This window comes from Streptomyces bungoensis (genome assembly GCF_001514215.1).
GTDB classification, from domain to species: Bacteria; Actinomycetota; Actinomycetes; order Streptomycetales; family Streptomycetaceae; genus Streptomyces; species Streptomyces bungoensis.
On sequence record NZ_KQ948862.1, the window covers coordinates 210,286 to 234,136 of the forward strand.

At 72.6% G+C, this 23,851-nt stretch carries 22 protein-coding genes and 2 pseudogenes; 8 read left to right on the forward strand and 16 right to left on the reverse strand.

Features of this window, described 5'->3' with window-relative positions:
* Positions 1-53: 53 nt before the first annotated feature.
* The gene (locus AQJ66_RS23600) at positions 54-1,247 is read right to left on the reverse strand and encodes a PP2C family protein-serine/threonine phosphatase (protein ID WP_244162901.1); all 1,194 of its coding nucleotides are present in this window, start codon (positions 1,245-1,247) and stop codon (positions 54-56) included.
* 233 nt (positions 1,248-1,480) lie between these two features.
* A complete protein-coding gene (locus tag AQJ66_RS38940; RefSeq protein WP_159052605.1) occupies positions 1,481-1,618 on the reverse strand; it encodes a hypothetical protein in 138 nt (45 codons plus the stop codon).
* A 186-nt stretch (positions 1,619-1,804) separates the two neighbouring features.
* Here AQJ66_RS38940 and rlmN point away from each other — a divergent pair, with 186 nt between their 5' ends.
* The 5 genes from rlmN (at position 1,805) to AQJ66_RS23625 (ending at position 7,727) form a co-directional block, all read left to right on the forward strand.
* A complete protein-coding gene (gene rlmN / locus AQJ66_RS23605; RefSeq protein WP_061925829.1) occupies positions 1,805-2,911 on the forward strand; it encodes a dual-specificity RNA methyltransferase RlmN in 1,107 nt (368 codons plus the stop codon).
* 211 nt (positions 2,912-3,122) lie between these two features.
* The gene (locus AQJ66_RS23610) at positions 3,123-4,205 is read left to right on the forward strand and encodes a thiamine ABC transporter substrate-binding protein (protein WP_061925832.1); all 1,083 of its coding nucleotides are present in this window, start codon (positions 3,123-3,125) and stop codon (positions 4,203-4,205) included.
* A gap of 41 nt (positions 4,206-4,246) precedes the next feature.
* On the forward strand, positions 4,247-5,884 hold the full coding sequence (locus tag AQJ66_RS23615; protein WP_061925835.1) for an ABC transporter permease: 1,638 nt from the start codon (positions 4,247-4,249) through the stop codon (positions 5,882-5,884).
* Positions 5,884-6,906, forward strand: coding sequence for an ABC transporter ATP-binding protein (locus tag AQJ66_RS23620; RefSeq protein WP_061925838.1), 1,023 nt, complete (start codon positions 5,884-5,886; stop codon positions 6,904-6,906). The genes AQJ66_RS23615 and AQJ66_RS23620 overlap by 1 nt, the downstream gene beginning before the upstream one ends.
* 23 nt (positions 6,907-6,929) lie before the next feature.
* Positions 6,930-7,727: a maleylpyruvate isomerase family mycothiol-dependent enzyme gene (locus AQJ66_RS23625; RefSeq protein WP_061925841.1), complete on the forward strand. Its 798-nt coding sequence runs from the start codon at positions 6,930-6,932 to the stop codon at positions 7,725-7,727.
* 74 nt (positions 7,728-7,801) lie between these two features.
* Here AQJ66_RS23625 and AQJ66_RS23630 read toward each other — a convergent pair whose 3' ends face one another.
* From AQJ66_RS23630 to AQJ66_RS23665, 8 genes and pseudogenes are all read right to left on the reverse strand, one after another.
* Positions 7,802-8,497, reverse strand: coding sequence for an LAETG motif-containing sortase-dependent surface protein (locus AQJ66_RS23630; protein ID WP_244162902.1), 696 nt, complete (start codon positions 8,495-8,497; stop codon positions 7,802-7,804).
* A gap of 160 nt (positions 8,498-8,657) precedes the next feature.
* On the reverse strand, positions 8,658-9,782 hold the full coding sequence (locus AQJ66_RS23635; protein ID WP_061925847.1) for an LOG family protein: 1,125 nt from the start codon (positions 9,780-9,782) through the stop codon (positions 8,658-8,660).
* A 37-nt stretch (positions 9,783-9,819) separates the two neighbouring features.
* A complete protein-coding gene (locus AQJ66_RS23640) occupies positions 9,820-10,227 on the reverse strand; it encodes a VOC family protein (RefSeq protein WP_061925850.1) in 408 nt (135 codons plus the stop codon).
* Positions 10,228-10,345: 118 nt separating this feature from the next.
* Positions 10,346-11,047: pseudogene (locus AQJ66_RS23645) on the reverse strand (hypothetical protein); the annotation flags it as partial.
* 768 nt (positions 11,048-11,815) lie between these two features.
* Positions 11,816-12,355 (reverse strand): annotated as a pseudogene (locus tag AQJ66_RS23650) (hypothetical protein); the annotation flags it as partial.
* Entirely contained in the window at positions 12,337-13,077 is a 741-nt protein-coding gene (locus AQJ66_RS23655) for an ABC transporter ATP-binding protein (protein WP_061925853.1), read from the reverse strand. The pseudogene AQJ66_RS23650 and the gene AQJ66_RS23655, both read right to left, overlap by 19 nt.
* Positions 13,078-13,271: 194 nt before the next feature.
* Complete coding sequence (locus AQJ66_RS23660; RefSeq protein WP_061925856.1) at positions 13,272-14,636, reverse strand: aspartate aminotransferase family protein; 1,365 nt, start codon at positions 14,634-14,636, stop codon at positions 13,272-13,274.
* Positions 14,637-14,638: 2 nt separating this feature from the next.
* Positions 14,639-15,160 carry an Lrp/AsnC family transcriptional regulator gene (locus AQJ66_RS23665; protein ID WP_061925858.1) on the reverse strand — a complete coding sequence of 174 codons (522 nt, stop codon included), beginning with the start codon at positions 15,158-15,160 and terminating at the stop codon, positions 14,639-14,641.
* 205 nt (positions 15,161-15,365) lie between these two features.
* Between AQJ66_RS23665 and AQJ66_RS23670 the strand changes: the two genes are divergently transcribed.
* Positions 15,366-16,802, forward strand: coding sequence for a gamma-aminobutyraldehyde dehydrogenase (locus tag AQJ66_RS23670; protein ID WP_061925860.1), 1,437 nt, complete (start codon positions 15,366-15,368; stop codon positions 16,800-16,802).
* Between the two features lie 66 nt (positions 16,803-16,868).
* On the opposite strand, the gene AQJ66_RS38945 is transcribed toward AQJ66_RS23670, so the two are convergent.
* The 5 genes from AQJ66_RS38945 to AQJ66_RS23695 form a co-directional block, all read right to left on the reverse strand.
* A complete protein-coding gene (locus tag AQJ66_RS38945) occupies positions 16,869-17,876 on the reverse strand; it encodes a hypothetical protein (RefSeq protein ID WP_061925863.1) in 1,008 nt (335 codons plus the stop codon).
* Positions 17,877-17,978: 102 nt separating this feature from the next.
* A complete protein-coding gene (locus AQJ66_RS23680) occupies positions 17,979-18,848 on the reverse strand; it encodes a carbohydrate ABC transporter permease (RefSeq protein WP_061925866.1) in 870 nt (289 codons plus the stop codon).
* Positions 18,845-19,807: a carbohydrate ABC transporter permease gene (locus tag AQJ66_RS23685; RefSeq protein WP_061925871.1), complete on the reverse strand. Its 963-nt coding sequence runs from the start codon at positions 19,805-19,807 to the stop codon at positions 18,845-18,847. Before AQJ66_RS23685 ends, AQJ66_RS23680 begins: the two co-directional genes overlap by 4 nt.
* Positions 19,801-21,138 carry an ABC transporter substrate-binding protein gene (locus tag AQJ66_RS23690; RefSeq protein ID WP_061925873.1) on the reverse strand — a complete coding sequence of 446 codons (1,338 nt, stop codon included), beginning with the start codon at positions 21,136-21,138 and terminating at the stop codon, positions 19,801-19,803. The genes AQJ66_RS23685 and AQJ66_RS23690 overlap by 7 nt, the downstream gene beginning before the upstream one ends.
* Positions 21,135-22,124, reverse strand: a complete 990-nt coding sequence (locus tag AQJ66_RS23695; protein ID WP_061925875.1) for a GNAT family N-acetyltransferase — start codon at positions 22,122-22,124, stop codon at positions 21,135-21,137. Before AQJ66_RS23695 ends, AQJ66_RS23690 begins: the two co-directional genes overlap by 4 nt.
* A gap of 156 nt (positions 22,125-22,280) precedes the next feature.
* On the opposite strand from AQJ66_RS23695, the gene AQJ66_RS23700 reads away from it, so the two are divergent.
* Positions 22,281-22,850 carry a mycothiol transferase gene (locus tag AQJ66_RS23700; RefSeq protein ID WP_061925878.1) on the forward strand — a complete coding sequence of 190 codons (570 nt, stop codon included), beginning with the start codon at positions 22,281-22,283 and terminating at the stop codon, positions 22,848-22,850.
* A 158-nt stretch (positions 22,851-23,008) separates the two neighbouring features.
* The gene (locus tag AQJ66_RS23705; RefSeq protein WP_061925880.1) at positions 23,009-23,434 is read left to right on the forward strand and encodes a DUF6003 family protein; all 426 of its coding nucleotides are present in this window, start codon (positions 23,009-23,011) and stop codon (positions 23,432-23,434) included.
* Between the two features lie 24 nt (positions 23,435-23,458).
* Here the strand turns inward: AQJ66_RS23705 and AQJ66_RS23710 are convergent, their stop codons facing one another.
* The gene (locus AQJ66_RS23710; protein ID WP_061925884.1) at positions 23,459-23,851 is read right to left on the reverse strand and encodes a DUF2267 domain-containing protein; all 393 of its coding nucleotides are present in this window, start codon (positions 23,849-23,851) and stop codon (positions 23,459-23,461) included.

A 23,851-nucleotide genomic window follows, 5' to 3' on the forward strand; every position in this document is an offset into this window, starting at 1 on the left:
CCCGCTGCACGGAGGTGCGGCGGGCCCTCTCGTCTGCCGGCGCGCCCTCCCGCTCAGGCGGCCCTCCTGCGCGCCTCCGTCAGCTCGCCCGAGTGCACCCCGGCGGAGCGCACGGCGGCGGGAGCCCGCCGGACCGCCACCATGGCCACGTCGTCGGTGAGCCGGGAGCCCGCGTACTGGCGCAGGTCGCGCTGGACGGCGTCCACGAGTTGCTCCGGCGTCAGGCCGGCCCAGCGCCGGAGCCGCTCGGCGAGCGGGTAGAAGGCGCCGGACGCGTCCCGGGCCTCGGTCACCCCGTCGGTGTAGAGCAGGAGCGTGGCTCCGGGCGGGAAGTCGGCCCGGTCCACGATCACCTCCCCGCCGTTCAGCTCCTCCAGACCCAGCGGCGGCACCGGCACGGTGGGCTCCAGCGCGGTGACGGTGCCGTCCTGGAGGAGCAGCGGCGGCGGATGCCCCAGGTTCGCCAGGCGCACGGGGCCCTCCTCGGGGAGTTCCAGGACGACCGCGGTGACGAACGACTCCTCCCCGAACTGGCTGCCCGAGCCGGACCCCGTCTCCGCGGCCGCGCACAGGTCCTGGACCTCCTCGTGGAACGCCGCGCCCAGTTCCCGCACCACGTCCGGCAGCGGGCTGCCGTGCCGGGCCGACTGCCGGAAGCTGTTCAGCACGCAGCTGACCATCTCCAGGGACGCCAGGCCCTTGCCCTGCACGTCACCGAGGAGGACCTGCGTGCGCGCACCGTGGTGGGCGACCGCGTAGAGGTCACCGCCGATGGCGGCCTCCTCGTCCGCCGCCTGGTACAGCGACGCGACCTCGAACGGGCCGACCTGGCGCGGCAGCGGGTGCAGCAGCACCCGCTGGGTGACCTCGGCGACCCACCGGGACTTGGCCAGCTCCCGCTCCCTGCGCACCCGCACGGCGCTGGCGGCCAAGGCGGCCGCACTGATGAGCCCGATGGTGACGACCTGCACCGGGAAGTTCACGGTGTCGAGCTGCTGGTTCACCAAGGAGGCCGCCACCACGCAGGGAAGCGTCACGGCGATCACCGCCAGCACGCCGGCGGGGCTGCAGAAGATGGCGGCGAGGGCCGGGGCCGCCACCATCATGGGCCCGAAGCGGACGACGGGGGGCGTCAGCAGGTCCGCCACGAGCAACAGGACCGGGAGGAGCGACAGCGCCGCCACCAGGACCATGGGACGACGGCACATCTCGCCGGCGCGCGCCAGCCCGCCGCTGAAGTCTCGCACTCCGGTCACCTCCAGCCTGCGCGGCCCCGAGCCCCGGTCCTTCGTCCCCTCCAGGGAAGCGGGGCCACCCCCCGTACCGCAATGGGCCGATTGGTCCACCAAAGAGGTGATTATCTGCATACCCCCCTTTCGTCGGCCATCAGATGCCCGGATGCACGCCGACGCACGACGGAGCGGGCCGGTTCCCATGAACTCCGGCCCGCTCCGCTCCGTGTCACTGGTGGTGGGGCATATCAGTAACCGTGACCGTGGTGGCCCCCGGAGAAGTGGTCCCGGAAGTCGCCGTGGTCGCCGTGGTCCCCGTGGTCCCCGTGACCGTGATCCCCGTGATCACGTCCCAGGGCGGGGAACAGAGTGTTGAAGATCGCCATGGCATTCCTCCTGACATATGCCGTCGGCGTGTGCGAAACCTTCACAGGTGGTACGTCGCAGCGGCGGGACGGGATGACGTCCGGAGTTAAGAAGAAGGCAAGGGTCTCTCACCGCGCAGGGAGCGCCGGTGCCCCGGTAGGCGGCTCGACGGGTCATCCGATTGGATCTGCGACACTGGTACCACCATGCCCAAGCCCGGAGAACTCACTTTCGTCGCGCCGCGCGGAGCGCAGAAGCCGCCGCGGCATCTTGCCGATCTCACGCCCGCCGAGCGCAAGGAGGCGGTCGCCGAGGCCGGGGAGAAGCCGTTTCGCGCCAAGCAGCTCTCGCAGCACTACTTCGCGCGGTACGCCCACGACCCCGAGCAGTGGACCGACATCCCGGCCGGTGCGCGGGAGAAGCTGCGCGAGGCGCTGTTCCCGGAGCTGATGACCGTCGTCCGGCATCTGTCCACGGACGAGGGGACGACCCGCAAGACGCTGTGGCGGCTGTTCGACGGCACCCTGGTGGAGTCGGTGCTGATGCGGTACCCGGACCGGGTCACCATGTGCATCAGCTCGCAGGCGGGGTGCGGGATGAACTGCCCGTTCTGTGCGACCGGGCAGGCGGGACTGGACCGCAACCTGTCCACCGCCGAGATCGTCCACCAGATCGTGGACGGCATGCGGGCCCTCAGGGACGGCGAGGTGCCCGGCGGCCCCGCGCGGCTGTCCAACATCGTCTTCATGGGCATGGGGGAGCCGCTCGCCAACTACAAGCGGGTCGTGGGCGCCATCCGCGCGCTCACCGATCCCGCGCCGGACGGACTCGGGCTGTCGCAGCGCGGGATCACCGTGTCGACGGTCGGGCTGGTGCCCGCCATCCACCGGTTCGCCGACGAGGGATTCAAGTGCCGGCTGGCCATCTCCCTGCACGCGCCGGACGACGAGCTGCGCGACACCCTCGTCCCCGTGAACACGCGGTGGAAGGTGCGCGAGGTGCTGGACGCCGGGTTCGAGTACACCGAGCGGTCCGGGCGCCGGCTGTCCGTCGAGTACGCGCTGATCCGTGACATCAACGACCAGGCCTGGCGCGGCGACCGGCTCGGCCGGCTGCTCAAGGGCAGGCCCGTGCACGTCAACCTCATCCCGCTGAACCCGACTCCGGGGTCGAAGTGGACCGCCTCGCGGCCGGAGGACGAGAAGGCGTTCGTCGAGGCGATCGCGGCCCATGGTGTACCCGTCACGATCCGGGACACCCGTGGACAGGAGATCGACGGGGCCTGTGGTCAGCTGGCGGCCACCGAGCGATAATCTGGCCACGTCATCACATCTTCATATTCCGACAGGGGAGCGCCACAGCGCTGAGAGTGCGGCAACCGGCCGCAGACCCTCTGAACCTCGCCCAGGTCATTCTGGGTAGGAAGTTCGGTCACCACTCAAGCTGTTGCGCCCTGCCCGGGTCCCTTTCACGGGGCCCGGGCAGGGCCGCGTCTCTTCCTGGCCAACCCCAGGAGGACATCCAGTGCACACCAAGACCTTCGTGGCCGTGGCGGCCGGTCTCGGCCTGGTCGGCATGACCGCGCTGACCGGGTGCGGGTCCGGCGACGCCAAGGGCTCGGCGGACTCCAGGACCGTGACCCTGGTCAGCCACGACTCGTGGGCCGTGTCCAAGAACGTGCTCAAGGACTTCGAGAAGAAGTCCGGGTACAAGGTCCGGGTCCTCAAGGACGGCGACGCCGGGCAGGCCGTCAACAAGGCGATCCTGACCAAGGACAACCCCCAGGGCGACGTCCTCTTCGGCGTCGACAACACCCTGCTGTCCCGGGCCCTCGACAACGGCCTGTTCCAGCCGTACCAGGCGAAGGGCCTCGCCACCGTCGGCGCCGCCTACCAGCTCGACCAGGACAAGCACCGCGTCACGCCGGTCGACTACGGCGACATCTGCGTCAACTACGACAAGGCGTACTTCAGCAAGCACAAGCTGACCCCGCCGCAGTCGTACGCCGACCTCGCCAAGCCCACGTACAAGAACCTCCTCGTCACCGAGAACGCCGCCACCTCCTCGCCCGGCCTCGGCTTCCTGCTCGGCAGCGCCGCGCGGTTCGGCGACCAGGGCTGGCCGGACTACTGGAAGAAGCTCAAGGCCAACGGCGTCAAGGTCGTCGACGGCTGGGAACAGGCCTACTACCAGGACTTCTCGGGCTCCTCCGAGGGGAAGAAGGCGGGCGGCGACCGGCCGCTGGTGGTGTCGTACGCCTCCTCCCCGCCCGCCGAGGTGATCTACGCCAAGAAGCGGCCCAGCACCGCCCCGACGGGCGTGGCGACCGGCACCTGCTTCCGGCAGATCGAGTTCGCCGGCCTGCTGAGCAACGCGAAGAACACCAAGGGCGGCAAGGCGTTCATCGACTTCCTGCTCTCCAAGGAGTTCCAGCAGGACATGCCGCTGAACATGTTCGTCTACCCGGTCGTGCAAGGCGCCTCCGTGCCCGCCGACTTCACCGAGTACGGGCCCGCCGCCGCGCACCCCGCCACCCTGGCGCCCGGGAAGATAGCCGCCAACCGCGACCAGTGGGTCAAGTCGTGGACGTCGCTCGTACTGAAGTAGCGCGCCGCCGCACGCGCGGGAGCGCGGCGCGGCTGGGCCTGATGGCCCTGCCCGTCGCGTTCTTCGCCGTGTTCTTCGCCTGGCCCGTCGCCGCCATCGTGGCGCGCGGCCTGAAGACGGACGGCGGCTGGCGGTTCGGGCGGATCGCGGACGTCGTCACCGAGCCGGACATCGGGCACGTGCTGTGGTTCACCACCTGGCAGGCGCTCGCCTCCACCGCGCTCACCCTGCTCGCCGCGCTGCCCGCCGCCTACGTCTTCGCCCGCCTCGACTTCCCGGGCAAGCAGGTGCTGCGCGCCGTCGTCACGGTGCCGTTCGTGCTGCCGACGGTCGTGGCCGGTTCGGCGTTCCTGGCGCTCCTCGGCCGCGGCGGGCTGCTGGACCAGCTGTGGGGCGTACGGCTGGACACCACCGTGTGGGCGATCCTGCTGGCGCACGTCTTCTTCAACTACGCGGTGGTCGTCCGGACCGTCGGCGGGCTGTGGGCCCAGCTCGACCCGCAGCAGGAGCAGGCCGCCCGGATGCTGGGCGCCTCGCCGCTCACCGCCTGGCGCAGGGTCACCCTGCCCGCGCTCGCGCCGGCCGTGGCCGCCGCCGCGCTGATGGTGTTCCTGTTCACCTTCACCTCCTTCGGTGTCGTCCAGATCCTCGGCGGGCCCACCTTCTCCACCGTCGAAGTGGAGATCTACCGGCAGACCTCCGAGGTCTTCGACCTGTCCACGGCCGCCGTCCTCACCCTCGTCCAGTTCGCCGCGGTGGGGCTGATCCTCGCCGTGCACGCCTGGACGGTACGGCGGCGGGAGACCGCCCTGCGGCTCGTCGACCCCGCGGTCACCGCCCGCCGACCGTGCGGCGCCGGGCAGTGGGCGCTGCTCGCCGGGGTCCTCGCCACGATCGGCCTGCTGCTGGTGCTGCCGCTCGGCGTGCTCGTGCGGCGCTCCCTCGACGCGCCCGGCCTCGGCTACTACCGGGCGCTCGCGCACACCGACGGCGGCACCTTCCTGGTGGCCCCGGTGCACGCCGTGTGGACCTCGCTGCAGTACGCCGCCGCCGCCACCGCGATCGCCGTGCTGATCGGAGGTCTGGCCGCCGCGGCGCTGGCCCGCCGGGACGCGGGGCGGCTGGTGCGGGGCTTCGACGCGCTGCTGATGCTGCCGCTCGGCGTCTCCGCCGTCACCGTCGGCTTCGGCTTCCTGATCGCGCTGGACCGGCCGCCGCTGGACCTGCGCCAGTCCTGGATCCTCGTCCCGCTCGCCCAGGCGCTGGTGGGCGCCCCCTTCGTCGTACGGACCATGCTGCCGGTGCTGCGCGCGGTGGACGGGCGGCTGCGGGAGGCGGCGGCCGTGCTCGGCGCCTCGCCGTGGCGCGTGTGGCGGGAGGTCGACCTGCCGCTGGTACGCCGGGCGCTGCTCGTCGCGGCCGGGTTCGCGTTCGCCGTGTCGCTCGGGGAGTTCGGCGCGACCGTGTTCATCGCCCGCCCCGACAACCCGACGCTCCCGGTCGCCGTGGCCCGGCTGCTGAGCCGGCCGGGCGACCTCAACTACGGGCAGGCGATGGCCCTGTCCACGATTCTGATGGTGGTGTGCGCAGTGGCCCTGCTGGTCCTGGAGCGGCTACTCCCCCAGTCTCGAACAAGCTCGACCGGGGGGACCCCCATGGACCGGACGGGGGAGTTCTGATGCTGCTGAGCCTCGAGGAGGCGACCGTGCGCCTCGGTGGGCGGCCCGTGCTCGACGGGGTCGGTCTCGACGTCGCCGAGCACGAGGTGGTGTGCGTCCTCGGGCCCAGCGGCAGCGGCAAGTCGACGCTGCTCAGGGCGGTGGCCGGGCTGCAGCCGCTGGCCTCCGGGCGGGTGCTGCTGGACGGCCGGGACCAGGCGGGGGTGCCCGCGCACCGGCGCGGTGTCGGGCTGATGTTCCAGGACCACCAGCTCTTCCCGCAGCGGGACGTGGGTGGCAACGTGGCCTTCGGGCTGCGGATGCACGGGGTGGCCCGGGGCGAACGGGACGCGGCGGTCGCGCAGTTGCTGGAGCTCGTGGGGCTGCCCGGGGCGGCCCGGCGGGCCGTGGCCGGGCTGTCCGGCGGGGAGCAGCAGCGGGTGGCGCTCGCCCGGGCGCTCGCGCCCCGCCCCCGGCTGCTGATGCTGGACGAGCCGCTCGGCCAGCTCGACCGCTCGCTGCGGGAGCGGCTGGTGGTCGAACTGCGGGAGCTGTTCGGCCGGTTGGGTACGACCGTGCTCGCCGTGACGCACGACCAGGGCGAGGCGTTCGCGCTGGCCGACCGGGTGGTGGTGATGCGGGACGGGCGGATCGCCCAGTCCGGGACGCCGCTGGAGGTCTGGCAGCGGCCCGCGGACGAGTTCGTGGCCCGGTTCCTCGGCTTCGACAACGTGGTGCCGGCGACCGTGGGCGACACGGCGGCGGACACGCCGTGGGGCAAGCTGCCGGTACCGGACGGCTCCCCGCGGGGCAGCCGTCCGCTGCTGGTGCGGCCCGCCGGGGTGCGGCTCGTGGCGGCCGACGAGGGACTGCCGTGCACGGTGACCGCCCGCACCTTCCGGGGCACCCACGTGGCCGTCCACCTCCGGCCACGCGACGGCGGCCCGCGCCTGGAGGCGGCCTGCGCGCTGCGCGACGCGCCGGAGGCCGGAGCCGAGGTGGGGACGGCGTTCGACGCGGCCGAAATCGTCGTGCTCGGCTGATCGTCCCGCCCTAGGGTGAGGCCATGACCTTACTCGCACATGACCGGTACTGCGACGAGATCACCCACCAGGTGGACCAGTTGAGAACCCTGGTCAGCTCCGGGACCGACCTGGGCGCCACCGTGCCCACCTGCCCGGACTGGTCGCTGGGGCAGCTCGTGCGGCACATGGGCGGCGCCCTGCGCTGGACGGAGGCCCTGGTGCGCACCCGCGCACAGGAGAGCATCCCCTACGACCAGGTGCCGCTCGGCGGCGGCCCGGAGCGCCGGGACGACCCGGCCGCCCTGGAGGCGTGGCTGGCGGAGAGCGGAGAGCTGGCCGTCGCCGGCCTGCGCGAGGCGGGGCCGGACGCCAGGGTGTGGTCCTGGACGGGCATGAGCACCAGCGGCTTCTGGGCCCGCCGGATGACCCACGAGATCACCGTCCACCGCGCCGACGCGGAGCTGACCGCCGGGGTGCCGTACGAGGTGGCACCCGAGATCGCCGTCGACGCGCTCGACGAGTGGCTGGACATCGCCGTGTTCGTCCAGCAGGTCAGGGGCCACGAGGAGGCGCTCCGGCTGGAGGGCCCGACCCGTTCCGTGCACCTCCACGCCACGGACGCCGGCGCGGCCCTGAACGCCGAGTGGCTGGTGGAGTTCGGCGCGGAGGGCGTGCGATGGCGCCGCGGCCACGAGAAGGCCACGGTCGCCCTGCGCGGCCCGCTCACCTCGGTGCTGCTCGCCTTCTACCGGCGCCTGCCGCTGGACGCGCCGGGCCTCGAGGTGCTGGGCGAGCGTGAGGTGCTGGAGTTCTGGCTCGGCCGCACCGTCTTCGGCTGAGCACGACCGCGGTCCGCCCCCCGGGGATACGGGGGCGGGCCGCGGCGCGTACGAGCGGGGTACGAAGTGAGGCGTCAGCGACCGCTGTTGGCCCCACGGCGGCGCATGCCGAAGAAGACGGCGCCACCGCCGACGACCACGAGGGCCCCGGCGACACCGGCGATCAGGCCGGTGTTGGAGTTCGCACCGGTCTCGGCGAGGTTGGAGTCACCGGTCGCCGGGGACGGCGCGTTGTCCGACGGCTTGCCGGCCGGGGCGCTGCTGCTCTCGGAGGCCGACGGGGTCGGGCTGGCCGACTCGGCCGGGGTGGACTTCGACGGCGACGGAGACGGCTTCTCCGACGGCGACGCGGAGGGGGACTCCTCCGTCTTGCAGGCGGTGGACGGGGTCGTCAGGTCGGGCTTGATGTCCTCGTCCACGTTGAACCGGTCGGTCTTGACGTGGATGCGGTAGGTCGCGCTGGGCTTCCAGTCCTCGTCGAAGCTGACCGTGGCGCCCTCGCGGGTGCCCTCGACCACCTGCGGCTTGCCGACCGGGGTCTCACCGGCGTCGGTCTTCAGGAAGACGGTGATGGTGGCCGGGGTGCCGGAGGCGTCCTTGTCGGTGACGACGATGGAGCCCTGGCTGCCGGTGCACGTGGCCTCGGCGGAGAACTCACGGATGTTGCACGCGAGGGCGGTGCTGGACAGAGCCAGGCTCAGCGCGGCGGACGCGGAGGCGACACCCAGAATGCGCACGGAACGCCGTGCGGTGCGGCGAGTTATGGACACGTTTGTCCTTTTCAGAGTGCATAACTGCGGGGGGTTGAGAGGGAGTTGGGACACCGAGACGGTGAAGTCCCAGATCCCCCACGAGACTCAAAGGTTTATAAGCGCTTCATAAGAAGTGTCAACGCAGATGCCCCTCAACGTCCCTTGCTTTACCTGCCTTTTAATCACAGAGACGTTTCAACGCCTCCGCCGCCGACTCGATTTGGTCAACCAGAGTGATACGGGACTCCATCCGCCGCCCCCGCGCCAGCGACCGCAGCAGCGGCCAGGCCGGCAGCTCACGCGTCCAGTGCTCCTCGTCGACCAGCACCATGGGCGTGGAGTCGCCGCGCGACTCGTAGTAGTTCGGCGTCGCGTTGTCGAAGATCTCCTGCACGGTCCCGGCGGCGCCCGGCAGGAACACCACGCCCGCGTTCGACCGGCCCAGCAGGCCGTCCTCGCGGATGGCGTTGGCGAAGTACTTGGCGATGTGCGCGGCGAACGCGTTCGGCGGCTCGTGGCCGTAGAACCAGGTGGGGATGCCCACCGACTCACCGCCGCCGGGCCAGCGTTCGCGCACCTCGAACGCGGCCCGCGCCCAGTCGGTCACCGACGGCCGGAACGAGGGTGTCTTCGCCAGGAGTTCCAGCGCCTGGTCGAGCATCGCGTCGTCGAAGGGGGCCGCGTACGCGCCGAGGTTCGCCGCCTCCATCGCACCCGGTCCGCCGCCGGTGGCGACCGTGAACCCGGCCCGCGCCAGCTCCCGGCCGAGCCGGGCGGCACCGGCGTACGCGGCGCTGCCGCGGGCCAGCGCGTGGCCGCCCATCACGCCCACCACCCGTGCGCCGGCGAGGAGTTCGTCCAGGGCGTCGGAGACGGTGTCGTCGTGGATCGCGCGCAGCATCGAGGCGAAGACGTCACCGTCGGCCTTGGTGCGCTGGAACCAGGAGTAGGCGCGCGCGTCCGGCGTCGCCCCGTAGTCCCGGTCGAGCGACTCGTACAACTCGTCGGGTGTGTAGACGAACCCCCGGTACGGGTCGAACGGGAGCCCCGGGACCGGCGGGAACACCAGGGCGCCGGAGGAGCGGACGCGGGCCGCGGCCTCGGGCTCCATCGTGCAGCCGAGGAAGACGGAACCGGTGGTGTCCAGTTCGAGCAGGGCGGGCGTACGGCCCGTCAGATCGACGGCCTGGACCCGGAAGCGGGCGAGTGTGCCGTGTTCGGCGACCACCTCGTCGAACTCGGCGAGGGACTCTATCTCGCGGTCGTGGGAGGCCTGGTGCGGCTGGGCGGGTGTCGGATGCACCCGCCCATGCTAGGCACGCGCGTTCGGCCCGGCCGGGTCAGCCCTGCACCGCGGCCGGGTCCATCCACATGACCTCCCAGGTGTGGCCGTCGAGGTCGTCGAAGGCCCGCCCGTACATGAAGCCGTGGTCCTGGGTCGGCCCGCTCGCGCTGCCGCCGGCCGCGATCGCCTTGTCCACCAGCTCGTCGACCTTCTCGCGGCTCTCGGCGCTCAGGCAGATCAGCGTCTCGCTGGTCGTCCGCGAGTCGGCGATCTCCTTCTTGGTGAAGGTCGCGTAGTGCTGCCGGCTGAGCAGCATCGCGACGATGGTGTCGCTGATCACGACACAGGCGCAGTCGTCGGTGCTGAACTGGGGGTTGATCGCGTAGCCGAGCTCGGTGAAGAACTTCTTCGACGCCTCGACGTCGTCGGTGGCCAGGTTCACGAAGATCATCTGCTGGTACATGTCCGGGTCTCTCCCTGGGTCGGTGCGCTCGCTGCCGTTCGTCTGGATGGACGCCGGGCCGCCGCGGAACTCATCGGCGGCCGGCGAACTTCTTTCCGCGCGTCCCCCCGGGGGTGTGTCACCGCGCCGACGGCAGCGCCGCCAAGTTGGCGATCAGGAGGGTGAGCGGGCCGAAGACGGCGAGCAGGGCGGCCGCGCGGAGGGCGGCGGCGCCGCGCAGCACCGCGGCGCGGGCGCCGAGCCGCAGCAGCGCGGCGGTGGTGTCAGCCCGGCACTGCCGGGCCTCGACGGCCGCGGTCAGCAGGGTGGCCACCGTGCAGCCGGCCACCACTAGGGCGGCGAGCGTGGTGAGCGGGCCGAAGGAGGGGGCGGGGCCGCCGTACAGGGCGGTCATGGCGTACGCGGCGGACGCGACCGCGCAGACCACGCCGAGCGGCCGGCCGATCCGGGTCGCCTCGGCCATCAGCCCTCGTCCGGCCAGCAGCCGGAGTGCTCCCGGGCGGGTGGACTGCAGCAGCCGTCCGCACAGGTGGGCGAGGCCGGGGGAGGCGAGGACCAGACCGGCGGCGGTCAGGACCCAGCCGGCCGGCACGGCGGCGGCCTCGACGGGCAGCGCGGTCACTGCGGTGGCGGGCCCGGGCCGCCCGGCGTAGGCCTGCACGGCGAGACCGGCGGCGAGCAGGGCGACCCCCCAGGGCAGCCCGGCGGGCGCCTCGCGGGGCGCGGGGGGACTCGGCAGGGCATCGGCCCAGTCGGCGTCCGCGTCGTCGGCGTCCGCCGCGGACAGGGCGCCGTCGGTCTCGGGGGCGGGGGCGGGGGCGCATGCGGTGCCGCCTGACGAGGGAAGCCCACCGGACTCCTCGGGGACGGACGCCGTGACGGTACGGCGGCTCCCGGACCGGCTGAGGGGCAGGGCCCCGGGCCTGGTGCCGTCGGGAGCGTGGCCGATCGGTGCGGTGCCGCCCGCCTGCCGGAGGGTGCGGCTCTCTCGATCACCGGCCGCCGATCGCGGGCTGCCGTCGTTCCCGTCGCTGTCCGCCGATCGGGGGCTGCCGTCGTTCCGGTCGCCGCCCGCCGGTCGGGTGGCGTCGTCGTCTCGTGCGCCGCCTGCGTGCGGGAGGGTGCGGTTCTCCTGGTCGCCACCCGCCGATCGGAGGCTGCCGTCGTTCCGGTCGCCGCCCGCCGGTCGGGTGGCGTCGTCGTCTCGTGCGCCGCCTGCGTGCGGGAGGGTGCGGTTCTCGTGGTCGCCACCCGCCGATCGGGGGCTGCCGTCGTTCCGGTCACCGCCGGCCGGTCGGGTGGCGTCGTCGTCTCGTGCGCCGGCCGCCGGGGGGCTGCCGGCGTCTCGTGCGCCGTCCGCGTGCCGGAGGGTGCGGTTCTCCCGGTCGCCGCCCGGCGGCCGGAGGCCGCCGCCGTGCCGGTCGCCGCCCCCTGGTCGGGAGCTGTCGTCGTCCCCTGCGCCGCCCGTCTGCCGGGACGTGCGGTGTTCCCGGTGGCCACCCGCCGGGCCGAGGTGCGACCCGAATCTGCCGTACGCGCCGAACGTCTCGCGGGTCGCCGAGCGGCCGTACGCGCCGAACCGGCCGTAGCCCCGCGGGCCCTTGGCGGTGGGGCGGGGGTCGCGCGGGCGGAGGGCGAGGGCCACCGTGGCCGACGTGAGGGCGGGGACGAGGGCCAGCAGGGTCAGGGTCGCCGGGAGGGGGAGGGGCTGGCCGGCGGCGGCGAACGGGGGCACCGCGCCGTCGAAGGGCAGGCCCGTGAGGTCGCCGCGCAGGTGCAGGAAGACCAGCAGCGCCAGCAGCGAGCCCAGGGTCGAGGAAAGGGCCGTGGTCAGGGCGGAGATCGCCATCATGCGGGCGGGGCCCAGGCCGACGGCGGACAGGCCGGAGCGGGGCCGGGTGCCGGGGTCCGTGCGGGCGACGGCGAGGGCGAAGTACGCCGTGGCGGCGAGCGGGAGCACGCACCAGGCCAGGCGCAGCGCCGCCGCGTCCGGTCTGCCGGGGTGGGCCAGCGCCCAGCCGAGGGCGGCCAGGAGGAGGAAACCGGTGCCGGCCGAGGCCGCGCCCACCAGCAGGCGGCGCAGCTGGACGGCGGGCCGGGCCGCGTGGGTCAGGCGGAGAGCGAGCACGCGGCCCGGCCCTCCGTCTCCGGGGCCTCCGGCAGGTGCACCGTCCGTACGCGCCGCCCGTCCAGCAGGGACACCGTACGGTCGGCGAGTGCCGCGGTCTCGGCGTCGTGCGTGGCCAGGACGACGGTGATGCCGTGCGAGCGGGCCGCCGTGGTGAGGGTGCGCAGGACGTGCGCGCGGTCGGCGCGGTGCAGCGGCGCCGTCGGCTCGTCCGCGAAGAGGATCGTCGGGCCGTGGGCGAGCGCGCGGGCGATCGCGACCCGCTGGCGCTCGGCCTGCCGCAGCTGGTGCGGGCGCCTGCGGGCGTGTTCGCCCACGTCCAGCCGCTCCAGCCACTCCAGCGCGGCCACCTTGGCCCGGCGGCGGCCGGTGCCGCGCAGCATCATGGGGAGCGCGGCGTTCTCCCACACGTTCAGTTCCGGTACGAGCGCGGGCGCCGGGTCGATCCAGCCGAACCGTTCGCGCCGCAGCCGCTCCCGGGCCATCGGGCCCAGGGTGTGCACGGGGGCGCTGTTGAACCAGATCTCGCCCTGCTGCACCCGTAGCAGCCCCGACAGGCACCGCAGCAGCGTGGTCTTGCCGCTGCCGCGCGGGCCGGCGACGGCGAGGATCTCGCCGACCCGCACGCCGAGCGAGACCCCGGCCAGCCCGGGCGAGCCGTCCCGGTGCGTGAAGTGCAGGGAGCGTGCCCAGAGCACGTCGTTGTCCGGCGGGGCCTCCATGGGCGTCACCTCGGTTCTGATCCGTGATTCCCGGTGCCTGATCCCTCTTCCGGGGGAACGAAGGGTGGGCCGATCGGTCACTGGGGAACGCTAGGCAGCCGTCGCCGGGGAGTCCGGACAGCACACGGCCCCGGGCCGCCGTTCTCACTCGAACGGAGGGCACCGGGGCCGTCACCGATCATCCGGTCGGATGATCAGAGCTTCGTCCACGCCTCCGTGAGGGTGGCGCGCAGGATCTGCTCGATCTCGTCGAAGGTCCCCTGGTCGGAGATCAGCGGCGGGGCGAGCTGGACGACCGGGTCGCCGCGGTCGTCGGCACGGCAGTACAGGCCGTTGTCGAACAGCGCCTTGGAGAGGAAGCCGTACAGGACGCGCTCGGTCTCCTCCTCGTTGAAGGACTCCTTGGTGTGCTTGTCCTTCACCAGCTCGATGCCGTAGAAGAAGCCGTTGCCGCGGACGTCGCCGACGATCGGCAGGTCGTGCAGCTTCTGCAGGGTCTTCAGGAAGGCGCCCTCGTTGTCCAGCACGTGCTGGTTGAGGCCCTCGCGCTCGAACAGGTCGAGGTTGGCGAGGCCCACGGCCGCGGAGACCGGGTGGCCGCCGAAGGTATAGCCGTGCAGGAAGGTGTTGTCGCCCTTGTAGAACGGCTCGGCCAGGCGGTCGGAGACGATGCAGGCGCCGATCGGGGAGTAGCCCGAGGTCATGCCCTTGGCGCAGGTGATCATGTCCGGGACGTAGCCGAACTTGTCGCAGGCGAACGTCGTGCCGAGGCGCCCGAAGGCGCAGATGACCTCGTCCGACACGAGCAGCACGTCGTACTGGTCGCATATCTCGCGCACGCGCTGGAAGTAGCCGGGGGGCGGCGGGAAGCAGCCGCCGGCGTTCTGCACCGGCTCCAGGAAGACCGCGGCGACGGTGTCGGGGCCCTCGAAGAGGATCTGCTGTTCGATCTGGTCGGCGGCCCAGCGGCCGAAGGCCTCGGGGTCGTCGCCGAAGATCGGGGCGCGGTAGATGTTGGTGTTCGGCACCTTGTGCGCGCCCGGGACGAGCGGCTCGAAGGGGGCCTTCAGGCCGGGCAGGCCCGTGATGGACAGGGCGCCCTGCGGGGTGCCGTGGTAGGCGACCGCGCGGGAGATGACCTTGTACTTGGTGGGCTTGCCGACCAGCTTGAAGTACTGCTTGGCGAGCTTCCAGGCGGTCTCGACCGCCTCGCCGCCGCCGGTGGTGAAGAAGACCTTGTTCAGGTCGCCGGGGGCCTCGTGGGCCAGGCGCTCGGCCAGTTCGACGGCCTTGGGGTGGGCGTAGGACCACACCGGGAAGAAGGCGAGCTCCTGGGCCTGCTTGGCGGCGGTCTCGGCGAGCTCGGTGCGGCCGTGACCGGCCTGGACCACGAACAGCCCCGCGAGACCGTCCAGGTAGCGCTTGCCCTTGTCGTCGTAGATGTAGGTGCCCTCGCCCCGGACGATCGTCGGGACGGGGGAGTTCTCGTACGAGGACATGCGGGTGAAGTGCATCCACAGGTGGTCGTACGCGGTGCGGCTGAGGTCCTTCTCGGTCACGGTTATCGGGTTCCCCACATGTAGGTCTGCTTCTTGAGCTTGAGGTAGACGAAGCTCTCGGTGGAGCGCACGCCGGGGAGGGCCCGGATGCGTTTGTTGATGACGTCCAGCAGGTGGTCGTCGTCCTCGCAGACGATCTCGGCGAGGATGTCGAACGAGCCCGCGGCCATCACCACGTACTCGACTTCCGACATGCCGGTCAGCGCGTCAGCGATCGACTCGACATCGCCCTCGACGTTGATGCCGACCATCGCCTGCCGGCGGAAGCCCACGGTGAGCGGGTCCGTGACGGCGACGATCTGCATCACGCCCTGGTCCAGCAGCTTCTGCACGCGCTGGCGCACGGCCGCCTCGGACAGGCCCACGGCCTTGCCGATCGCGGCGTACGGCCGGCGGCCGTCCTCCTGCAGCTGCTGGATGATGGCGAGGGAGACGGCGTCCAGCTGGGGACTGTTGCCGCTCCTGGACTCGCGGGACGAGTCCCTCTGGTCTGCGCTTCGACTGGCCACGAGCTCACTGTGCACGACGTCTCGACAGTTTCGCAAGGCCGTATCGATGAATTTCGTTGTCTGCGGGTTCCAGTCTTGCGGATTTCGCAGAACGGGTGGCGGCGGGGGTGTTGAAAACGTCGGTGTGCCGATTAGGGTGGGGTGTCTCAGTCACTGGACAGCCCACCGGGCCGTCCCGGCTGGACAGCTCGAACCCTCGAACCAGATCAGGAGGCCGGCAGTGAGCACCGAGCTGCGTCGTCTGCGCAACTACATCGACGGTGAGTTCCGGGACGCCGCCGACGGACGGACCACCGAGGTGGTCAACCCGGCGACGGGCGAGGCGTACGCCACCGCTCCGCTGTCCGGACAGGCGGACGTGGACGCCGCCATGGCGGCCGCCGCCGCCGCGTTCCCGGCCTGGCGCGACAGCACCCCCGCCGAGCGCCAGAAGCACCTCCTGAAGATCGCGGACGCGTTCGAGGAGCGCGCCGAGGAGCTGATCGCGGCCGAGGTGGAGAACACCGGCAAGCCGGTCGGGCTCACGCGGGACGAGGAGATCCCGCCGATGATCGACCAGATCCGCTTCTTCGCGGGCGCGGCCCGCATGCTGGAGGGGCGCAGCGCCGGCGAGTACATGGACGGGCTGACCTCGATCATCCGCCGCGAGCCGGTCGGCGTCTGCGCGCAGGTCGCCCCGTGGAACTACCCGATGATGATGGCCGTGTGGAAGTTCGCCCCGGCGATCGCGGCGGGCAACACGGTCGTCCTGAAGCCGTCGGACACCACCCCCGCCTCCACCGTCCTGATCGCCGACATCCTCGGCTCGATCCTGCCCAAGGGCGTCTTCAACGTCATCTGCGGCGACCGCGAGACCGGCCGCCTGATGGTCGAGCACCCGACCCCGGCGATGGCCTCCATCACCGGCTCGGTCCGGGCCGGCATGTCGGTCGCCGAGTCCGCCGCCAAGGACGTCAAGCGGGTCCACCTGGAGCTGGGCGGCAAGGCGCCGGTCGTCGTCTTCGAGGACACCGACATCGCCAAGGCCGTCGAGGACATCTCCGTGGCGGGCTTCTTCAACGCCGGCCAGGACTGCACGGCCGCGACCCGCGTGCTGGTCCAGGAGTCCATCCACGACGAGTTCGTGGCCGCGCTCGCCAAGGCCGCGTCCGAGACGAAGACCGGGCAGCCGGACGACGAGGACGTCCTGTTCGGCCCGCTGAACAACCCCAACCAGCTCAAGCAGGTCGCCGGCTTCATCGAGCGCCTGCCCGCCCACGCCAAGGTGGAGACGGGCGGCCGGCAGGTCGGCGACAAGGGCTACTTCTACGCCCCGACCGTCGTCTCCGGCCTCAAGCAGGACGACGAGATCATCCAGAACGAGGTCTTCGGCCCGGTCATCACCGTCCAGTCCTTCACGGACGAGGACCAGGCCGTCGAGTGGGCCAACGGCGTCGAGTACGCCCTCGCCTCCTCGGTGTGGACCAAGGACCACGGCCGAGCGATGCGCATGTCCAAGAAGCTCGACTTCGGCTGCGTGTGGATCAACACGCACATCCCGCTGGTCGCGGAGATGCCGCACGGCGGCTTCAAGAAGTCCGGCTACGGCAAGGACCTGTCGGCGTACGGGTTCGAGGACTACACGCGCATCAAGCACGTGATGACGTCGCTGGACTGACGTCCCCGCCCCGGGGGCACGACCGGCGCGGCCCCGGACGGGTTCACCTCCCCGTCCGGGGCCGGCTCACCACCGGTGGCCGGTCAGCGCTCCCACCAGCGCGCCGGGACAGGCGGTCAGGGTGAGCGCGAGTCCGCCGAGCAGCAACGGGGCGCCGAGGAGGAGCAGCAGCGGGGAGAGGAAGAACTCCGCGGAGCTGATCAGCCGGGGGCTCCTGCCCGTCACCCGCCACAGTCGCCGGCTCGGCAGCGGGGCGAGTGAACCGCTGGGCACCCCGCGCCGGTAGGTCAGCTCGCGGCCGTCCGCGTCCACGTGGACGTAGTGCTGCTCCCATGGCGTCGCGGTGGAGAAGGTCTTCTCGGTGTGCGAGTAGCGAGCGCGGACCCGCCCCCCTCGCAGGGCACCCCAGCTCTCCCGGAGCGGCATGCAGAGCGCGAACCCGCAAGCGGCCATCCCCAGGCCGAGGTTCGCGCCGACGAGGCAGAGCAACGCCTGCGGCCAGCCGGCCAGGAAGCCGACGAGCAGGCAGTAGACGGCCAGCACGGTCAGGCTCGCCCGCACCAGCAGTTGCTCCGGAGCGTAACGGTCCCTCAGCCGCGGCTTCGCCGGACCGGCGGCCGGGACGGCGAGCGCCCGGCGTTCGCCCCTCTCCTCGTCCGGTCCCGCCTTGCTCGGCAGTGCCTTGTCCGGCCCCGCCTTGCTCGGCCCCGCCTTGTCCGGCCCCGCCTTGTCCGGCCGTGCCCGGGCCTGCCTCATCCGGTCGCGCGGCTCGGCCGCGGGCGTGCCGTCGGCCGCCTGGGTCGCCCCGACGAGAAGGGTGTTGAGCCGGTTCAGCGCCGCCAGGCCCTCGTCCAGCTCCTGCCTGGCCAGGGCCGGGTTCCGTACGGCTTCCCTGGCGGCCTTCTCGTAGGCGTCCAGGGCACGGGCGTACTCGACGGCCATCACGTGCGTGGCGCCCGGACGGTCGGTGGCGAAGGGATGCCCGGCCAGCATCTCGCCGAACGCCGTCAACTGCCCGTCGAAGCGGGCTGCTTCCTCCCGCGCCCTGCGGCGCCGTTCACCCCGTGGTCCCATCCGGCCATCGTCCTGCGGCGCGACCACCGGCACACTGTCCGGCCCCGGACGACTTCCCGGCCGTACGCTGCCGTGGCCCGGCAGAGGCGACGGGACGACGGCTCACTTCAGGCCGCTGAGCATGACCCCGCGGACGTAGTACTTCTGCAGCAGCAGGAAGAGCACCAGGACCGGCAGGACGCTCAGGACCAGGCCGGCCATGACGACGGGCGTCGTGCGGGCCGGGTCGACGTGGTCCTGCAGCAGCTGGATGCCGACGGGCAGGGTCATCACGTCCGGGTCGGCGGTGGAGACGAGCAGTGCCCAGATGTACTCGTTCCAGGCGTCGACGAAGGTCAGCAGTCCGAGCGTGACCAGGACCGGTGCGGTCTGCGGCATGACGATCCGCCACCAGACGGCGAACTCCCCGGCCCCGTCGACGCGCGCCGCCTCCAGGACCTCGTCCGGGATCGAGACCATGAACTGGCGCATCAGGAAGATCCCGAAGCCGTTGACCAGGAACGGCACCGCGAGCGCCAGGATGCTCGCGGTCAGGCCCGAACCCCCGCGTCCGAGCAGGTCGTTGCCGCCCGCCAGCGGCCAGTGCGCCAGGATCAGGAACCGGGGGACGAAGAACAGGAACGGCGGGAACATCATCGTCGACAGGACGAAGCGGAAGACGAAGTCCCGGCCGCGGAAGCGCAGTTTGGCGAGCGCGTAGCCGGCGAGCGACGACGTCAGCAGCACCGAGCCGGTGATCACGGCGGTGGCGACGACGCTGTTGCGGAACAGCACCGGCAGGTTCAACTGGTGCAGTGCCGCCCGGTAGTTGGACAGGTCGAACGCCTCGGGCAGGAACCGGTACGGCAGCGTGCCGGCCTCGCCCGGCCCCTTGAACGACGTCATCACCATGTCGAGGAACGGCACCACCGTGAGCACGGCGCCGGTCACGACCACCAGGTACGACAGCCACGGGAAACGGCGGCGCCTCACGCGTCCTCCCCCTTGCGGCCGAAGAGCCACACCTGCGCCAGGGTGACCGCGAGGACCACCGCGAACAGCACGAAGGCGGCGGCGCTCGCCGCACCCCAGTCGCCGTGGGCGAAGGCCTGCCGGTACATCTCCAGCGCGGCCACGTCGGTCGCGCCGCCCGGCCCGCCCCGGGTCATCACGATGATCAGCCCGAACGACTGCAGCCCGGTGAGGAACTGGGTGACGCACACCAGCATCAGCGACGGCCGCAGCAACGGCAGGGTGATCCGCCGGAAGACGGTGACCGGCCCCGCGCCGTCGAGCGCGGCCGCCTCGTAGTACGACCCCGGGATGGACTTCAGCCCGGCGGTCAGGACGAGGATCGCCGTACCGACCGACGCCCAGGCCTGGACGACGACCAGGGAGGGCAGGGCGGTGTCCGGGTCCTCCAGGAAGGCCACCGAGCCGGCCCCGAGCGCGTTGAGGACGCCGTTGACCAGGCCGCCCGGCTCGTACATGTACTTCCACACGTTGCCGACGGCGACGACGGTCGTGACGATCGGCAGGAAGTACAGCGTGCGCCACAGCCCCTGGAGGTGGAGGTGGTCGATGCAGGTGGCGACGACCACCGAGCCGGCGAGCGCGAGCGCCACGGAGCCCAGGGCGAACAGCAGCGTGTTGGTGAGGACCGGCACCAGGAACGTCGATCCGCTCGCGAAGAGACCGGTGTAGTTGGCCGGGCCGACCGGCTGGATGTCGCCGAGCGCGAACCCGGTCCAGCGGGACATCGACAGCAGCAGGGCGAAGCCGAGCGGCAGGATCAGGAAGACCGCGAAGAACAGCAGGGCGGGCGCCAGGAAGAGCCAGGCGACGACGGCCTGGCGGCGCCGGGCCCGGGTGCGGCCGCCGACGGCGGGCCCGGCGGAGGGCCGGCCGCGCACCGCCCCCTCGGCAGCCTCCGGCGCCAGGGTGTTCACCACGCGCGCGACACCTCCCGGTCGACCTGGCGGCGGGTGCTGCGCAGGGCCTCGTCGACGGAACTCTGACCGGTCCACAAGGCTTCGACGTTCTTGCGCAGCAGCGACTTGGCCGCCTGCGCGCCCGGCCCGTTCGGCTCCGGCACCGCGTACGCCAGCGCGTCCAGGAACGCGTGCCGGTTGGGGTCGCCGCCCTCGCCCAGCAGCGTCCGCATGTCGTCGGCGCGGCCGGTCAGGGAGCCGACCGACACCTGCAGCCTGCTCATCCGGGTCACCCCCGCACCCTTCCCGGCAGGCCCGGCGGCCACCTTCTCGGTGTTGAGCCAGCGCAGGAACTCCCAGGCCTCGCGCGGGTGCCGGCCGGCCGTGTTGACGCCCAGCATGAAGCCGGTGGAGAGCGTGGCCCGCCTGCCGCCCGGCCGGGGCACGGGCACGGGCGCGACCCCGACGTCCCCGTACGCCCTGCCCATCAGCGCCTTCAGACTGTCGGTCCACCAGCCCGCGCCGATCACCATGGCCACCCGCCCGGACGGGAACGCCTGGTAGACGTTGACGCCGGGCGCGCCGGCGCCGCCCACGACGAGGCGGTGCTCCAGCTCGAACACGGCCCGGCCGGCCGGGGAGTCGATCGCGGTGCTCCTGCCGTCGGCGGAGACGAACGTGCCGCCGGCGGCGTTGAGCAGCGCGAGGGTCTGGCCGACGGTGGTGGCGTCGTCGTACGTCGACAGCCCGAACCCCTGCACCAGGGTGTTGCCGTACCGGTCCCGCCTGCTGGTGCGGTAGGCGGTCTCCTCCAGTTCCCGCCAGGTGCGCGGCGGGCCGCCGACGCCGGCCTCGCGCAGCAGCCGCCGGTTGTAGTAGAGGGCGTACGTCTGCACCTCGGTCGGGTAGCCGTAGACCCGGCCGTCCACCGACGCCGAGCCGACCGCGGCCGCGCTGTAGCCCCGCCTGATCTCCTCGGCGTGCCCGGGCGGGGCGGGCCTGAGGACGCCCGCCCGGACGAGCTGGCCGTTCCACAGGCAGTACGGGTGGAGGATGTCGGCGCCCCGGCCCGCGGCCTGCCGCACCATGAACGTGGTCAGCAGGTCCGTGAACTCCACGGCCAGCGTCCGCACCTTGACCCGGTCGTGCGTGGCGTTCCACTCGTCGACCGGGCCCTGCAGCGCCTCCCTGAGCGCCCCGCTCGCGTAGTGCGAGAGCAGGGTCAGGACGATCGGGTCCCCGGGCCGCCCGGTGCCCCGGTGCGGCGCGGCGCATCCGGCGGCGAGGAGCGCCGGCGGGAGCGCGCACACGAGGCGGCGGCTCGGCCCGCCGGTCCCGGGTACCGGCGTCACCGGGCGGCCTCCCGCCGCAGCACCCGGAACACCCGGGTCGTGGTGAACCCGGCCGCGCGGTACAGGTGACCCGCCGGGGACCGCTCGCCCGTCCACAGGAACCAGGCGGAGTGCAGACCGCGCGCCCGCATCCGCTCCAGCACCAGGTGGAGCAGCACCTTGCCGAGGCCGGACCCGCGCATCTCCGCCAGCACCCCGAACGGGCCGAACCGCTCGTCCACCGACTCGTACGCCCCGTGCATCGCCCAGCCGGCCAGGCGGCCGGACGGCTCCCGTACGACGACGATCCGGTCGAGCGGCGTCCCCGCGGCCAGGCACTCCCGGATCGCGCGCGCCCAGTCCGGGCTGAAGTGCTCCCCGGCCAGGGCGACCAGCTCCACCAGGTCGTCGTCGGCCGGGGTGGCGAACCGGTAGCCCCGGCCCGTCAGTTCGTCCCGGCGGCGCACGACCTCGGCCGGGAGACGATGGCCGACCAGGGAGCGGTCCATCGCCGCCGCCTCGTACAGCGTGCGGAATCCGAGGGACTCGAGCAGCGCGGCCGCCTCCGGGTACGCCGCGGCGTCCAGTCCCGGCAGGACGTAGTTCGGGGTGTACGACGCGAAGTCCACCCGGGTGCGGCCGTGGCCGTGCAGCCAGTCGAGGGCGTCGGTCAGCAGCCGGCGGCCGAGCCCGCGCCCCCGGGCGGCCGGGTCGACGAAGAAGAACGGGATCCACCCCTGCTCCGGCTCCAGGTCGGTGCCGGTGACCGGCGTCAGCCGCCGCACCGCGTAGGCGGCGCCGACGACCCGGCCGCCGTCCACGGCGACCCGGAGCCCCTCGGGGTCGAAGTTGGCGTCGAGCAGCACCAGGCGGCGGAAGCGGTCGGGGCTGACGGGGTCGGCCGGCGCGCTCCGGCACCACGCCTCCACCAGCCGCGGGCCGTCGCCCGCCCGAAAGCCACGGGACGCCCGCACCCCGGCCCGGGATGTGGTCGTCCGATCGGTCATCGACACGGAGGCATCCTTCGTCGGCGCAGCGGTTCGCGGAGTGTTCCTCAGAGAACAGTGGGCGGAAATGTACTGGCATGTCCGTCATCCGGCCAACCACCGGCCCACGGTGGCGCGGCATTAACCGGATGCGGGCCCCTGCCCCGGCCGACGAGCATGGAACGCATGAGCGACCAACCCGCCCGATGGACCCAGGCGACCGTCCACCCCGACATGTGGGCGGACCCCGACACCGACCCCCGCAACAGCGAAGGAACCGCCCCGGACGGCGAACTCGCCACGCTGCGGGACTACCTGACGAACTACCGCCTGACCCTGCGGATGAAGTGCGAGGGCCTGGACGCGGAGCAACTGGCCCGCCGGTCCGTCCCGCCGTCGACCATGTCGCTGCTCGGCCTGATCCGCCACCTCGCCGAGGTGGAGCGGGACTGGCGCAACTGGATCACCGACGGCGACCCGCTGCCGAAGCTGTACGGCGCCCGCGACGCGGACTTCGACGGCGCAGTGGCCGAACAGGCCCTCGTCGACGCGGCGTACGCCGACCTCGCGCGCGAACAGGCGGCCACCGACGCCGCCCTGGCCGCGCACCCGGACCTCGGCGAGCGCCTGGGCGAGGACCGGATCGCGGTGCGGGAGCTGCTGGTCCACCGGATCGAGGAGTACGCCCGCCACTGCGGGCACGCCGATCTGTTGCGGGAGTGCGTCGACGGGAGGGTGGGGCAGTGACCGGCGCCGTTCCGGACCGTGAGCGCCGTATGCGTACAGGCGATCGGCACGCCCCTCCTCCCGGGTGAGTGGGTGATGCCGCTGCGAGGCGGGCGCGGTGGTGCGGGGGATAGTGGGCGGGTTCCCTGGCCGGCTGATCCGAGAGGGGTGTCACGGCTATGGCCGACGATGCCTTGCTGTTCGTTCTCCCCGAGCGTCACCCCCGACTCGGCGCCGCCCTGTCCTCGGTCGGCGAGCTGGAGTGTGCCGGGAGTCCCGCGGTGCTGGGCTGGCTCCACGCCCACGGGATCCCCGGCTCCTCCGAACGCGTCAGGATCGTCCCCGCGGCAGCCGAGGTGCTCGTCCCCGAGGAGGCGGAGCGGCTGCCGGTACCGCTCAGCGAGGAGGAGACGCTGCGCGTGGAGCACGCGTGCGCGCCGAAGTCACTGACGGACATGGAGGCCGAGCTGCTCAGTTTCCGGGACACCACCCAGGACTGGCAGTCGCTGGTCCACCGCGCCCTCACCGCCGGGATCCCGGCGCCCCGCATCGCGCAGCTCACCGGCCTGAACCCGCAGGACATCGTCCAGGCCGTCGGCGGCTGACCCGCCAGCCGGGATCAGCCGGGATCAGCCGGGGTCGGTGCAACCGAACAGGCCGGCGTGGCCCGGTGGCAGCTGGGTGAGGAGGCGGCGCAGCAGTGCGTCGTCCGCCACCGCGGCGAGGGCGGGCAGTACGGCGTCGATCTCCCGCCGGGCCTCCGCGAGGTCCTCGTCGCTGCGGTCGGCCACGGCTTCGACGAACGACGCCGGCGTCAGGGGTTCGCTGGCCGGCTCGCTCGCCGTCAGCAACTGACCGCATCCTTCGGGCAGTACGGCCGCCAAATCCGTGCGGTCGTCACCCACCAGGTGGGCGCCGAGGACCTCCAGCACGTTCCGGACGGCTCTGGCCCCCTGCTGCGGCCTGTCGTAGCCCGCGCGTTCGGTGACCTCGGTGAGGAAGGTGTCCAGGCTGACGTCCAT